This is a genomic window from Pleomorphomonas carboxyditropha (assembly GCF_002770725.1).
In the GTDB taxonomy this organism is placed as follows: domain Bacteria; phylum Pseudomonadota; class Alphaproteobacteria; order Rhizobiales; family Pleomorphomonadaceae; genus Pleomorphomonas; species Pleomorphomonas carboxyditropha.
Genome location: NZ_NQVN01000001.1, coordinates 584934 through 598047 on the forward strand (window position 1 = coordinate 584934; position 13114 = coordinate 598047).

Sequence of the window (13114 nt, forward strand, 5' to 3'; positions counted from 1 at the left end):
GGGGGCTTCCCCACGACGCCGGAAGCGGTAGATTGCCGGTGGTTCTTTTGATTCCGGCATTTGCTCCGAGGATTGTTTCGGATGGATGCAAATGCCGGAGTCGGCCCGCCGGGCCACCCATTCCGGAGATCTCCCGAAAATGACCAGTTCCGTCGAATCCGCCCTCAACGGCCTCGGCCTGACGCTGCCCGAGGCGATCGCCCCCGTCGCCAACTACGTGCCATATGTCCGCACCGGCAATCTGTTGTTCGTCTCGGGACAGATTTCCAAGACGGCGGCCGGCGCCGCCGTCATCGGCAAGCTGGGCGTCGAAGTCGACGTGGCCGGCGGACAGAAGGCGGCCGAGCTCTGCGCCCTCAACATCCTGGCGCAGGTGAAGGCGGCCGTCGGCGACCTCGACCGCATCGTGCGGGTCGTCCGCCTCAATGCCTTCGTCAATTCCGCGCCGGAATTCACCGATCAGCCGCAGGTCGTCAACGGAGCGTCAAATCTCATCGCTAACGTCCTCGGCGACAAGGGCAAGCACAGCCGTACGGCCGTCGGCGTCGCCGCCCTGCCGCTCGGCGTCGCGGTGGAGATCGACGCCATCATCGAGGTGTCCTGAGGCAAATGACGGATTTTTCCTGGCTTACCGCCCGACCGATCGCCCACCGCGGCCTGCATGACGCCAAGGCGGGACGTATAGAGAATACGCTTTCGGCTTTCGACGCCGCGGCGCGGGCGGGTTTTCCGATGGAGATGGACGTCCATCTCTCCGCCGACGGCGTAGTCTACGTCTTCCACGACGACGTGCTCGACCGCCTGACCACCGGCAAGGGCCCGGTGGCCGGCCGGACGATGGCCGAGCTCAAGTCGGTGCCGATGGTCGGCACCGGGGACCGCATCCCGACGCTGCGGCAAGTGCTCGACCTCGTCGGCGGGCGGACCGGCCTCGTCATCGAGATCAAGAGCTATTTCGCCGAGCGCCAGCGCGACCTCGTCGAGGCGACCGCCCGCGAGCTCGCCACCTACGACGGGCCGGTGGTGGTGGAATCCTTCGATCCGCGCCAGATTCAGGACCTCGCGGAGATCGCGCCCGACCTGCCGCGCGGCATCGTCGCCGACGACGCGGCCAGCGCCGCGGACTACAATCATTATCGCCATGTGGGGCGCGAGGAGCTCGCCACGCTTTCCCACCGCTCCTGGTCGCAATTCCAGTTCGTGAGCTACTGGGTGAGGCTCCTCGGCAACGACGTCAGCCGCCGGGTGCGCGACGAGTGGAAACTGCCGGTGACCGCCTGGACCATCCGCAAGCCGGACGAGCGCCGGGCGGCCACGGATTTCGGCGCCCAGCTAGTGTTCGAGGGCTTCGATCCCGACGCCTGAGAGCCTGCCCGAAATTCTACTGGGGCGGGCATCCAGCATCGAATCCGGTTCTCGTACGCGTCGCCACCTTCGCCCTGGGAGCCCTATAGCGTCGGCTCGCCTCATCCTGCCCGAGGTCCTACGCCTGCGCGTAGGATGACAGAATTATATATAAGAAACATATACATAGATTGTCATCCTACGCGCAGGCGTAGGACCTCGGACCGAAAAAGGCACTCGGTGCCTATAGGGCTCCAAAAGGATAACGGCGCTCTGGGAGGGATGCTTTTCGAGTAGAAGGGTGGAGGCGCCGCGATCGGCGCCCCTTTCTGCGTCAGGCCGTGAGGGCGGCCCGGTTCGCCTCGAGGAAGGCGGCGAGCGGGCGTGGCTTGCGTCCGGTCAGCTCCTGCACGGCTCCCGACGGCTTTGCCAGCAGGCCGGCGCTGTTGGTCGCGTCCATCGACAGCGTCAGCGTGATCAGGAACTCGGGCAGGCCGGCCGCCTTGAGGTTGGCGGCCAGCACTTCGGGCGACAGCCGGACCACGCTGATCGGCTTGCCGAGTATGCTGGAGGCCAGGCCGGCGATTTCCTCGGTGGTGAACGCCTCGTCGCCGGTGATGTCGTAGATGGTCTTGTCGTCGGCCCAGGGGCGAACGAGAGCGGCGGCGGCGGCGCGGGCGCAATCGTCGTGGGCGACATAGCTCACCTTGGTGCCGGGCTTCTCCGACGTGTACCAGGTGCCCTGCTTCAGCACCGCCGGCAGGCTCATGAGCAGATTCTCCTGGTACCAGTGGTTCCGCAGGATGCGGTAGGGGACGCCGCTATCGAAAATGGCCGTCTCGGTGCCGGCATGGTCGCCGGCGAAGAACAGCGGATGGTCGGCGCCGTGAGGGTCGGGGGCGGAGGTGTAGACGATGCCCTTGACGCCCGCCGACTTCGCAGCGGCGACGGCCGCCCGCTGGCCGGCGAGGCGGCTGCCGATGGCGTCCGTCGACACGATGAGCAGGCGATCGACGCCGGCGAAGGCAGACGCCAGCGTCTCCGGCTTGCCGAAGTCGACGGCCCGCACGGTGACGCCGCGCGCGGCAAGATCGGCGAGCTTGCCGGGATCGCGTGTACCGGCGACGAGGTCGGCGGGGGCGATGCCGAACTCGTCGAGAAGAAGGCTGACCACGCTGCGGCCGAGCTTGCCGGCGGCGCCGGTGACCATCAGTTTCTCGCTCATGGACGTTCCTTGCTTTGAGAATGGAATATTGTCTCTTTTCGAGACCACCCCTAGAATAGAGATGATGCCAAGGCGGGCAAGACGGCACTTTGGCCTGCGTTAGTTACCCGGAGGGAACCAGTGATGACGGCAGTTTCCGGCGATGTCGATGCCGTGCTCGACGGCTTTCAGAAGGCCATCGAGGCCGAACCGGATTTCGACGCCTGCCCGGTGCGCGGGGTGCTCGACCGCATCGGCGACAAGTGGAGCACGCTGATGGTGCTGACGCTGGCGCTGCGGCCGCACCGGTTCGGCGAACTCAAGCGGGCCATTCCCGACATCTCCCAGCGCATGCTGACCCAGACGCTGCGCGACCTGCAGCGCGACGGCTATGTGGCGCGCAAGGTGTTCCCGACCACGCCGCCGGCCGTCGAATACAGCCTCACCGATCTCGGCCGATCGCTGATGACGCCGCTGTCGGCGCTGGTCGACTGGGCGATCAGGACGCGCGGCGCGGTCGAGGCGGCGCGCGCGGCCTTCGATCGGGAAAACGTGTAAGGCCGGCTCTCGGTAGCAGGAACCGTTCTGTTTTGAGCCCCAAAGGCTTCATATGGCCTGCAATCAGGCCAAGGTCCCGTTACCCTTACTCTGGAAGGGATCCATCCTCGCGGCGGCCACTGATAGCTGCGACAAAAGGCGGGCCATGTACGTGGCCGTGAGGGGCGTATTCAGAACGTCGGTTATTGCCTGCTGCCGGTGCTCTTCCGCCGTCAGCGGCTTTTGATAATCGGGTGAGTTCTGCCACTCCTCCGTGACCTTTTGGATAGCCGCCCGGACATCGGCCGGGATTTCCTCGGGCGGAATGACCTTGAGAGCATCCAGGGGAATGCGTCGGCCGGTCAGGAAGTCCTCGGGACCGAGGCGGTCTTGATCGGCACCCAGGCGAATCATGTAGACAGGATCGTCGTCGGTCGCTTTACCTTCGAGCCAACGGGTCCGCCGCAGGGTCTTTTCAGCCTCCATTTCATCCCTTGAGAGGAAGCCGTCGCGATCGACGTCGGCTCGTTGGAAAAGGGCATCGATGACCCGCTTGTCATCTTCGGCGCGTGTCGCTGCGTCTGCCTTTCCATATTCCTGCCAATCGAGCAAAGGCCCGAGCATTTCCACATCCAGTGGCGAGGACGGTAGCTCGGACGAACTGAGGCTCTGGTCTCCATCGACATCGAAGGACCGGATGAGCTGATCGATGTCGACCTCGCCCTGGTAGCTCGTTTTCAGCGCGTCCAGCTCATCTTTGCTCAGGCGATTGTCTGCGTTGGTATCGCTCTGCTTCAGGAGGCGTTGCCAGATTTGGCTCGTGATACCGGAAGGTTCCACAACCGAACTCATTTGCCAGCCCCGCGTTGGCGTTCTTTCCGTTCATTCAAGCAGGATGCGGGCCATCCTTCGTGGACGACATTGCCGCCGGGCTTTGGCGCGATCCTGATGAGGATATGGCGTGAGGAACGGTGCGGAAATGGGTCTACGCCGTTGGCGAGTTGCCCAAAATCCCTTGCGGGGCGGCAAAAGCTGCCCCGCAACTATTTCCACCAGGCACGAATTGCCACCTCTGCGTGCAGTCACTCCGCCAGGGCAGCCTTGAGCTTTTCGGCGTGGCCGGTGAGGAGGGCGCTGTCGGCCATCTTGCCGGTGTGCGGACGCAGCGGCACGCCGAGATAGCGCGGCACGACGTGGAAGTGCAGGTGGAACACGGTCTGGCCGGCCGGCGCCTCGTTGAACTGCATGACGGTGGCGCCGTCGGCCTCGAAGGCGGTCACCGCCGCCTTGGCGATCTTCTGCGTGACCTTGATCACCTTGGCGAGGACGTCCGGATCGACGTCGAGGATGTTGCGGGCCGGGGTCTTGGGGAGAATCAGCGTGTGGCCGTCCGACTGCGGCATGACGTCCATGAAGGCGAGGGTGTCGTCGTCCTCGTAGACCTTGTAGGCGGGGATGTCGCCGCGCAGGATCTTGGCGAAGATATTGTCGGCATCGTAAGCGGTCATCGTGCTCTCCCGGGAGGAACTGTCGGGGCGCAAGGTGGTCCCTCGCGCCCGGCCGGTCAATCCCGTTCCTGCAGAGGCCCGCGCCGGAAGGGACCGAGGCCCTCCAGTTCCGCTTCGGCGCGAAGCACGGCGCGCTTCTCGCGGACGAGGAAGTCGGCCACCGCCCGCCGGAAGCCGGCGTCGGCGATGTAGTGAGCCGATCGGGTCGTTTCCGGCAGGTAGCCGCGCGACAGCTTGTGCTCGCCCTGGGCGCCGGCTTCCACCACCGCCAGGCGATGCGCGATCGCGTAGTCGATGGCCTGATGGTAGCAGACCTCGAAATGCAGGAAGGGGTGCTCCTCGATCGCCCCCCAGTTGCGGCCGTAGAGCCGGTCGGAGCCGATGAGGTTGAGCGCGCCGGCGATGTAGCGGCCGGCCCGGCGCGCCATCACCAGCAGGACGCGGTCGGCCATCCTTTCGGACAGCAGCGAGAAGAAGCGGCGGTTGAGATAGGGCGTGCCCCACTTGCGGCTGCCGGTATCCATGTAGAAGGCGAAGAAGGCGTCCCAGTGGGCCTCGGCGAGGTCGCCGCCGGTCACCCACTCGACGCTGATGCCGTCCTGCAAGGCTTCGCGGCGTTCGCGTTTCAGCGCCTTGCGCTTGCGCGAGGCGAGGCGGCCGAGGAAGTCGTCGTAGCTGGCGTAGCCCTCGTTCCTGAACTGGAATTGCTGGTCGAGCCGTTCGAGCCAGCCCTCGGCGCCGAGCGCGGCGGCGCTTTCCTCGTCGACGAAGGTGACATGGGCCGAGGACAGCTCGTAGCGGTCGGCAACGAGCTTCATGCCGCGGGCGAGCGCCCGCCGCGTCGCCTCGTCGGCGGCGAGAAGGCGCGGGCCGGTGACCGGTGTGAAGGGGACGGAAGACTGGAGCTTGGGGTAATACTGGCCGCCGGCCCGCTCCCAGGCGTCGGCCCAGCCATGGTCGAAGACATATTCGCCGTAGGAATGGCCCTTCAGATAGGCGGGCGCGGCGCCGATCAGACGACCGTCCCCGTCCTCCAGCAGCAAGTGGCTCGGCAGCCAGCCGGTCTCGGCCGCGACGCATCCGGAGTCCTCGCAGACGAGCAGGAAATCGTGGCTGATGAACGGATTGTAGGGGGAGGGCGGCCCGTCGCCCGTGAAGCGGATGGCGCCGCGCTGTCCCGTCTGCCAGCCGGGATTGGCGAGGCCATCCCAGTCGGCCTTGCCGACAGCGGCGAGCGTGTCGACGGTACGCAGCGAGAGCGAATGGGGCATGGACTGGCGGAATCGCGGCTCGATAAGGGTTTGTCCCTAGGATAGACCCGACTTGGGCGTCGATGCAAATGCCGGATTTTGCAGTCCAAGCGGTTCGGAAGCTTGCGGGCAGGAAACTAAGGATTAACGGGAAGGGCTCTATCTAGAATTGTCGCTACTGATGGATTTTCCAACGTGTATAAAAGCCAGAAGTTGTCGAAGCGGGAAATGGCGGAGCTGATCGCCCGCCTGAGAAACCCCAACGTCAGGGTCGGCGAGCAGCGCGGTGCGGACCGGCTGAACTGCCACTGGCCGGCTCTGGTTCAGTCCGAACCGCGCGATGTCGCCTGCGTCGTCGAGAATATCAGCCACACCGGCTGCCGCGTCCGTACCGCCGGAACGCTGTTCGCGCCGGGCGACACGGTCATCGTCCGCATCCCGTCGCAGAAGATGGTGCTGGATGGCGTGATCGCCTGGGCGCGCTCCGAGGAAGCCGGCATCCAGTTCAGCTTCGGCGAGGAAAGCCACAACCTGACCGTCTGACCGGTCGCGATCCATTGCCGGAAATGCGCCCCGCCGCGATGCCGTCAGTGCCGGTGGCCGTAGACCTCGGCCGGATCGAAGCGGCGTTCGCCGCCGACGTGCTCGAGCCGCACCGGACCGTCGGCCGCCTTCTGGCCGAGCGGCGCGCGCCGGTAGAAGCAGGACACCTGTCCGGTGTGGCAGGTGGCGCCGGCGCCGTCCACGCGCACGCGCAGCACCAGCGCATCCTGGTCGCAATCGGTCAGCAGCTCCACCACCTTCTGCACGTTGCCGGAGGTGGCGCCCTTGTGCCAGAGCTCGCCGCGCGACCGGCTCCAGTACCAGCCCTCGCCGGTCTCGATGGTCAGCGCCAGGCTTTCGGCGTTCATGTAGGCGACCATCAGCACCTGGCCGCTGTCGGCGTCGACGGTGACGCAGGCAATGGTACCGTCCGGCCCGAAGCGCGGGGTCAGCACGTCGCCCGCCTCGAGCGCCGCCTTGTCGCCGGCGGGCGGGAACAGTTTCGTCTCGGTCATGTCGGGTTCACTTGCCTTCGCCGCGCAGCATCATCATGAAGCGGGCCTGTTCGGTGGGGTCGGTCTTGAAGCAGCCGGTGAAGCGGGCGGTCACCGTCGAGGCGCCCGGCTTCTGCACGCCGCGCATGGCCATGCAGAGATGCTCGGCCTCGATCAGCACGGCGGTGCCGCGCGGCTTCAGCACCTTTTCGATGGCGTTGCTGACCTGGGCGGTCATCGTCTCCTGCGTCTGCAGCCGGCGGGCATACATCTCGACGATGCGGGCGAGCTTGGACAGGCCGACGACGCCGGTGGTGGGATAATAGGCGATATGGGCCTTGCCGATGAACGGCACCATGTGGTGCTCGCAATGGGAATAGAAGGGGATGTCGCGCACGAGGATCAGTTCCTCGTAGCCGGCCACCTCGGTGAAGATGCGGTCGAGCACCTCCTCGTCGGTCTGGCTGTAGCCGGAGAAAAGCTCGGCATAGGCCTTGACGACGCGCTTCGGCGTGTCGCGCAGCCCCTCGCGCTCCGGGTCTTCGCCGGCATAGGCGATCAGCGTGCGGACGGCGGCCTCGGCTTCCTCGCGGCTGGGGCGGCGCGTCGTGCGGGCGCCGGCGGTGAAGATGGCATCGTCCATGCTTGGTCCTTCCTGGGACTCCCGCGCCCGTATCGGCGGAGGCCGCGACGTCCGGCCGTCGCCGCGCTTGGCGGGAGGGCCGTATCAGGCCTATATACGCGCCATGTCCCGCAGTTCAAAGGTGGTTGGCGGCAACGGGACAGTATGCTCCGCCACCCGCCGAAGGTGTCAGCATGCTCGACGATGTCTACAACGCCCACATCCTCGACCTGGCCGGCAACATCGGCCGCGTCGGCCGGCTCGCCGGGCCGGATGCCACGGCGACGCGCCATTCCAAGCTGTGCGGCTCGCGGATTACCGTCGACCTCCGCATGACAGGCGACGTCGTCGCCGACTACGCCCACGAGGTCAAGGCCTGCGCGCTCGGGCAGGCGTCGGCGGCGGTGATGGCCAAAAACGTGGTGGGCGCCACGGCCGCCGAGCTCAGGCAGGCGCGGGACGACATGTTCGCCATGCTGAAGGAGGGCGGCGCGCCGCCGGCCGGCCGCTTCGCCGAGCTCCGCTATCTCGAGCCGGTGCGCGACTTCAAGGCGCGGCACGCCTCGACCATGCTGGTGTTCGAGGCGGTGGTCGCCTGCCTCGACGACATCGCGGCGGCGCGCGTCGCCAGCTAGGGACCAGCCATGTGCGAGTGCGGCAAACGGCATGCAAACGACGGCGCGGTATCGCCTCAGACGCCGGGGCGCCTCGTCGGCCGGGCGGTGATCCGCGTCTATCAGGTGGTTCTGTCGCCGTTGACGGGGCGGCAGTGCCGCCATCTTCCCACCTGCTCGAGCTATACCGACGAGGCGATCGGCCGCTTCGGCCTGTGGGCCGGCGGCTGGATGGGGCTGGCCCGCATCCTCCGCTGCAATCCCTGGGGCTCGTCCGGCTTCGATCCGGTGCCCGAGACGCTCGACCCCGCCTATCGCTGGTGGCGGCCCTGGGTGGGCGCGCGCTGGACCGGCGCCCATATCGATCCGGCCACCAGGCTAGATCGTCGTGCGTCCTGACGGACGCAAAGTGACGATCTAGTTCTTTGTCGTTGCATCGGATTTTCCGAAAACCGGAGTCCACTTTTCGGTCCGATGCTCTAGACTGACGGCTCGCCGGCCGCCTCGGCGCGATGGCCGGACACCTCGGAACCGGCGTTCGGCGACATGCGGGCGTAGATCGGGATGCAGAGAAGGCCGATCACCGCCAGCGCCAGGAAGGCCGGCGCGAAGTCGCCCGGCAGCACGGCCATGTCGCCGCGTATCGACCGGGTGATCTCCAGGGCGGCGGCACCGACCGCGACGCCGAGCGCCGCCGAGATCTGCTGGCCGACCGAGGAGATCGAGGTGGCGTGACTCATGCGCCGGTTGTCGATCTCGGCGAAGGCGAGGCCGTTGAGCGCGGTGAACTGCAAGGAGCGGAAGAAGCCGCCGATCAGCAGCACCGCGAAGATCACCATGTGCGGCGTCTCCTTGCTGAAGGACAGGATGGCGAGCAGGAAGGCGGTGGTGAACAGCGTGTTGATCATCAGCACCATGCGGAAGCCGTAGGCGCGGACGATGCGCGGTGCGGTAAACTTCATCAGCACGGCGCCGGCGGCGGTGGCGAAGGTGAGCAAGCCGCTTTCGAACGGCGTCATGCCGAAGCCGAGCTGGAGAAGCAGCGGCAGCAGGAAGGGAATGGCGCCGACGCCGATGCGGAACAACAGGCCGCCGAGCACCGACACGCGGAAGGTCGGCAGGCGAAACAGCGTCAGGTCCATCAGCGGTTCGGGCGTTTCCACCGCGTGGCGGGCATAGGCATAGAGCGCGGCGGCGCCGAGGATGATCATGACGATGTCGATCCACGACGGCAGCACGCCGATGCCGCTGGCCGCGACGCCGAACACGAAGCCGGCGAGGCCGATGCCGGACAGCACGAAACCGCGCGTGTCGAGCGGCGGCAGGTTTTCTTCCTTGTAGTTCTTGATGAAGATGCTGACGAGGACGAGACCGACGATGCTGATCGGGATGTTGATCCAGAAAATCCAGCGCCATTCGAAATAGGTGGTGATGAAGCCGCCGAGCGGCGGCCCGAGCACCGGGCCGATCATCGCCGGCACCGTCAGCCAGCTCATGGCGCGCAGATAGTCGGACTTCTGTACCGAGCGCAGCATCACCAGCCGGCCGACCGGCACCATCATGGCGCCGCCGGCGCCCTGGACGATGCGGGCGGCGACGAAGCCCTCGAGCGACGACGACAGGCCGCAGAACACCGATCCGGTGACGAACACCAGGATGGCGAGGCGGAAGATGGTGCGGGCGCCGAAACGGTCGGCCATCCAGCCGGAGATCGGCAGGAAGACGGCGACCGAGATCAGGTAGCTGGTGAAGGCGAGCTTCAGCGAAATCGGGTCGACCCCAAGGTCGAGGGCAATTTGGGGAAGCGAGGTGGAGACCACCGAACTGTCCAGATTTTCCATGAAGAGCGCGCAGGCGACGATCAGCGGAATGAGCATGGCTTTCTCGTGTTTCGTCCGGTTTATGGCGGAAGCGCGGTCTTGGGTCGAGGGGATGGCGATCACATGTCGGAGAACATGACTGTCATGCGCGCGGAAACGGTCCGTCGCCTTTGATTTCGGGTGCTTCCAGGACTAAAGTCCTTGCGTCGGCGTGGGGTTCCCCCGCGCCGGCAACCATTCTCGGGGCGGGGTGCAACTCCCCACCGGCGGTAATGGCGGCGCGAGCCGCCTAGCCCGCGAGCGCTCCGGCCACAAGCCGGAGGTCAGCAGATCCGGTTGGATTCCGGAGCCGACGGTATAGTCCGGATGAAAGAGAAGGGTATGCTGAAAATCCCCCTCGCGGCCGGCACGAGCCGATCGCGACCGATTGTCTCCATGACCCGATCGCCCTGATTCCGCGTCGTTCCTTTTCGCCAGGGATTCGAACTTGAATCAGAGCCCGAACAAGACTCGGTCGTTTCCTGTGCTCGGGGCGATCTACATGGTGTCGGCCGGCGTCGTCTTCGCCGCCATCAACGTGCTCACCCAGTGGGTGACCGGAACCTACCATTTCTCGTCGCAGGCGCTCGCCTTCTGGCAATACGGCCTGTCGCTCGTCTTCTTCCTGCCGACGCTCCTGAAGCTCGGGGCCGGCGCCTTCCGCACCGCCCATCCGGTGGCGCACGTCGTCCGCGTGATCTTCGCGACGCTCGGCGTGCAGTTCTTCGTCGGCGCGCTGGCGGCCGGCGTGCCGATCGCCCAGGTGGTGGCCGTCGACATGACCTCGCCGTTCATCGTCATCGTGGCGGCGCGGCTGATCCTCGGCGAGCGCATCGGCCCGCACCGGGCGCTCGCCACCCTCGTCGGCTTCGTCGGCGGCATGCTGATCCTCGCCCCCTGGTCGGACAGCTTCTCGGTCTACAGCCTGCTGCCGCTCGGCGCCGCGGCGATGTGGGCCGGATCGTCGGTGATGACCAAGCAGCTCGCTGCCGTCGAGCGGCCGGAGGCGGTGACCGTCTATCTCCTGGCGCTGCTGACGCCGATCAACGCCGCCTTCCTCCTGACCTCGACCGGCTTCGACGTCGCGACCGCCTTCGCGCTGCCGGGCGGCACGGTGCTCTGGGTGGTGGTGGCGCTCGCCGCGCTGACCGCGGCGGCGCAATATCTTCTGACGCTCGCCTACGCGCGCGCCGACGCCTCCTACCTCCAGACCTTCGACAACGTGCGCCTGCCGCTCAACACGCTGGCCGGCTGGCTGGCGTTCGCCTACGCGCCGAGCGGCTATCTCTGGATCGGCGCCCTGATGATCATCGGCGCGTCGCTCTACCTGCTGCGCACCGAGGCGGTGAAGACGGCCGGCCACGAGCCTGTGCCGGCTTGACGCGGAGCGGGCGCCGCCTTTTGTCGAAAGCGGTGTGAACAACGGGCGGGCGGCGGCAAGCGGCTTTGCATGTGCCGCCCATTCGTGCGAAAAGTCCGTTTCTCTCAGCGGGGTTGCCCCGCGGTTCCACGGGCTAAATGACATGTCGGTGCTGAAGTCGATCCGGAACGCCGTGCCGCCGATCCACCCGGAAGGGCACAAGTTCATCCTGGTTTTCCTGGCGGCCACCGTGCTGCTCGGCTGGCTGTTCGAGCCGCTGTTCTGGATCGGGCTGGCGCTCACCATCTGGTGCGCGCTGTTCTTCCGCGACCCCGTGCGCGTCACGCCGGTGGCCAATTCGCTGGTCGTCTCGCCGGCCGACGGCCGCGTCTCGGCGGTGGGTCTGGCGGTGCCGCCGCGCGAGCTGGGCCTCGGCCCGGAGCCGTTGCTCAGGATCTGCGTGTTCATGAACGTGTTCGACGTGCACGTGAATCGGTCGCCGGTTACCGGCCGCGTCGTCCGCATCGCCTACAAGGCCGGCAAGTTCCTCAACGCCGAGCTCGACAAGGCCAGCGACGACAACGAGCGCAACGGCCTCGTCATCGAGCGGCCCGACGGCCGCGTCGTCGGCGTGGTGCAGATCGCCGGCCTGATCGCCCGGCGGATCGTCTCCTTCACCCGCGAGGGCGAGGGCCTGACCGTCGGCGACCGCTTCGGCCTCATCCGCTTCGGCTCGCGCGTCGACGTCTACCTGCCGGCGACGGCGACGGCGCTGGTTTCCGAGGGAACGCGGGCGATCGCCGGCGAAACGGTGCTCGCCGATATCGACGGCACGACCAAGACGCCCTTCGTGCGCGTGTCCTGAGGCGGACGGCGATGCCTGGACTTTTCCCGCCGTTCGATCCCGAGCCGGAGGCCGTTGAACGCCCGAAGCGGCTCCGCCGCATTCCGATCCGCAGCGTGATCCCCAACCTCGTGACGCTCTTGTCGCTGTGCGCCGGGCTCACCTCGATCCGCATGGCCTTCGAAGGGCGGTTCGACATGGCGGTCTACGCCATCCTGGTCGCCGCCGTGCTGGACGGGCTCGACGGCCGGCTCGCCCGCTACCTGCGCGTCACCTCGAAATTCGGCGCCGAGCTCGATTCCCTCAGCGACTTCCTCAGCTTCGGCGTGGCGCCGCCGCTGCTGCTGTTCGTCTGGAACTTCCACGACATCAATTCCTTCGGCTGGGTGGCGGTGGTGCTGTTCGCCATCGCCGGCGCCCTGCGCCTTGCCCGCTTCAACACCATGCTGGGCGAGGACAAGCCGGCCTGGCAGTCCAATTTCTTCACCGGCGTGCCGATCCCGGCCGGCGCGCTGGCCGTGCTCTTGCCGGTCTACGTCGACCGCGTCGGCATCGACGTGCCGCAGGCGGCCGCTCCGGCGGTGGTCGCCTACGTGGTGCTGATCGCCGCGCTGATGGTCAGCCGCGTGCCGACCTTCTCGGGCAAGAAATACGGCGGCATCCAGCGCGAATGGGTGGTGCCGATCCTGATCGGCGTCGTCATCCTGGCGATGCTGCTGGTCAGCTATCCGTTCCACGTGCTCAGCATCCTGACCATCCTCTATCTCGCCTATATTCCGTTCGGCTGGCGCGCCTGGAACCGGCTGGCGCGCCAGCATGGCACCAAGGAGGACGAGCTGACGCTCGACGTCGGCAGTTCGCCTTTCCCCGACGACGAAAGCGTGTCCTAGCCGCGCGCCGTCGGCCGTCCGCCCAACCAGACGAGGTGACGCGAC

The 13114-nt window shown here is 66.7% G+C and carries 16 protein-coding genes and 1 riboswitch; of the genes, 9 read left to right on the top strand and 7 right to left on the bottom strand.

The features are described from left to right. Nucleotides 1-139 precede the first annotated feature (139 nt). Both CJ014_RS02700 and CJ014_RS02705 read left to right on the top strand, forming a co-directional pair. Complete coding sequence (locus tag CJ014_RS02700) at nt 140-604, top strand: RidA family protein (RefSeq protein WP_100078955.1); 465 nt, start codon at nt 140-142, stop codon at nt 602-604. Nucleotides 605-609: 5 nt separating this feature from the next. Continuing rightward, a complete protein-coding gene (locus CJ014_RS02705) occupies nt 610-1365 on the top strand; it encodes a glycerophosphodiester phosphodiesterase family protein (protein WP_100078956.1) in 756 nt (251 codons plus the stop codon). 313 nt (nt 1366-1678) lie between these two features. Here the strand turns inward: CJ014_RS02705 and CJ014_RS02710 are convergent, their stop codons facing one another. Next, the gene (locus CJ014_RS02710) at nt 1679-2569 is read right to left on the bottom strand and encodes an SDR family oxidoreductase (protein ID WP_100078957.1); all 891 of its coding nucleotides are present in this window, start codon (nt 2567-2569) and stop codon (nt 1679-1681) included. A 123-nt stretch (nt 2570-2692) separates the two neighbouring features. On the opposite strand from CJ014_RS02710, the gene CJ014_RS02715 reads away from it, so the two are divergent. Then, entirely contained in the window at nt 2693-3106 is a 414-nt protein-coding gene (locus CJ014_RS02715) for a winged helix-turn-helix transcriptional regulator (RefSeq protein ID WP_100078958.1), read from the top strand. Nucleotides 3107-3169: 63 nt separating this feature from the next. On the opposite strand, the gene CJ014_RS02720 is transcribed toward CJ014_RS02715, so the two are convergent. The 3 genes from CJ014_RS02720 to CJ014_RS02730 all read right to left on the bottom strand — a co-directional run bounded on the left by CJ014_RS02720 (nt 3170) and on the right by CJ014_RS02730 (nt 5864). After that, nucleotides 3170-3937 carry an EF-hand domain-containing protein gene (locus CJ014_RS02720; RefSeq protein ID WP_100078959.1) on the bottom strand — a complete coding sequence of 256 codons (768 nt, stop codon included), beginning with the start codon at nt 3935-3937 and terminating at the stop codon, nt 3170-3172. Nucleotides 3938-4167: 230 nt separating this feature from the next. Continuing rightward, the gene (locus tag CJ014_RS02725) at nt 4168-4593 is read right to left on the bottom strand and encodes an HIT family protein (protein ID WP_100078960.1); all 426 of its coding nucleotides are present in this window, start codon (nt 4591-4593) and stop codon (nt 4168-4170) included. Nucleotides 4594-4649: 56 nt separating this feature from the next. After that, the gene (locus tag CJ014_RS02730) at nt 4650-5864 is read right to left on the bottom strand and encodes a GNAT family N-acetyltransferase (RefSeq protein WP_100078961.1); all 1215 of its coding nucleotides are present in this window, start codon (nt 5862-5864) and stop codon (nt 4650-4652) included. Between the two features lie 207 nt (nt 5865-6071). On the opposite strand from CJ014_RS02730, the gene CJ014_RS02735 reads away from it, so the two are divergent. Next, entirely contained in the window at nt 6072-6386 is a 315-nt protein-coding gene (locus tag CJ014_RS02735) for a PilZ domain-containing protein (protein ID WP_100078962.1), read from the top strand. Nucleotides 6387-6430: 44 nt separating this feature from the next. On the opposite strand, the gene hisI is transcribed toward CJ014_RS02735, so the two are convergent. Both hisI and folE read right to left on the bottom strand, forming a co-directional pair. Continuing rightward, nucleotides 6431-6901 carry a phosphoribosyl-AMP cyclohydrolase gene (gene hisI, locus CJ014_RS02740; protein WP_100078963.1) on the bottom strand — a complete coding sequence of 157 codons (471 nt, stop codon included), beginning with the start codon at nt 6899-6901 and terminating at the stop codon, nt 6431-6433. Between the two features lie 7 nt (nt 6902-6908). Next, on the bottom strand, nt 6909-7523 hold the full coding sequence (gene folE, locus CJ014_RS02745) for a GTP cyclohydrolase I FolE (protein ID WP_100078964.1): 615 nt from the start codon (nt 7521-7523) through the stop codon (nt 6909-6911). Nucleotides 7524-7696: 173 nt separating this feature from the next. On the opposite strand from folE, the gene CJ014_RS02750 reads away from it, so the two are divergent. Both CJ014_RS02750 and yidD read left to right on the top strand, forming a co-directional pair. After that, on the top strand, nt 7697-8137 hold the full coding sequence (locus CJ014_RS02750; RefSeq protein WP_100078965.1) for an iron-sulfur cluster assembly scaffold protein: 441 nt from the start codon (nt 7697-7699) through the stop codon (nt 8135-8137). A 9-nt stretch (nt 8138-8146) separates the two neighbouring features. Further along, nucleotides 8147-8515, top strand: coding sequence for a membrane protein insertion efficiency factor YidD (gene yidD, locus CJ014_RS02755; protein WP_100078966.1), 369 nt, complete (start codon nt 8147-8149; stop codon nt 8513-8515). A gap of 80 nt (nt 8516-8595) precedes the next feature. Here the strand turns inward: yidD and CJ014_RS02760 are convergent, their stop codons facing one another. Beyond that, the gene (locus tag CJ014_RS02760; protein WP_100078967.1) at nt 8596-9993 is read right to left on the bottom strand and encodes a DHA2 family efflux MFS transporter permease subunit; all 1398 of its coding nucleotides are present in this window, start codon (nt 9991-9993) and stop codon (nt 8596-8598) included. Between the two features lie 175 nt (nt 9994-10168). Next, a riboswitch (FMN riboswitch) is annotated at nt 10169-10318 on the top strand. A 105-nt stretch (nt 10319-10423) separates the two neighbouring features. Here CJ014_RS02760 and CJ014_RS02765 point away from each other — a divergent pair. From CJ014_RS02765 to pssA, 3 genes are all read left to right on the top strand, one after another. Beyond that, the gene (locus CJ014_RS02765; RefSeq protein ID WP_100078968.1) at nt 10424-11356 is read left to right on the top strand and encodes a DMT family transporter; all 933 of its coding nucleotides are present in this window, start codon (nt 10424-10426) and stop codon (nt 11354-11356) included. Between the two features lie 142 nt (nt 11357-11498). Further along, a complete protein-coding gene (locus CJ014_RS02770) occupies nt 11499-12200 on the top strand; it encodes a phosphatidylserine decarboxylase (RefSeq protein ID WP_100078969.1) in 702 nt (233 codons plus the stop codon). 11 nt (nt 12201-12211) lie between these two features. After that, nucleotides 12212-13069 carry a CDP-diacylglycerol--serine O-phosphatidyltransferase gene (gene pssA / locus CJ014_RS02775; protein ID WP_100078970.1) on the top strand — a complete coding sequence of 286 codons (858 nt, stop codon included), beginning with the start codon at nt 12212-12214 and terminating at the stop codon, nt 13067-13069. The last annotated feature ends 45 nt before the right edge of the window (nt 13070-13114 follow it).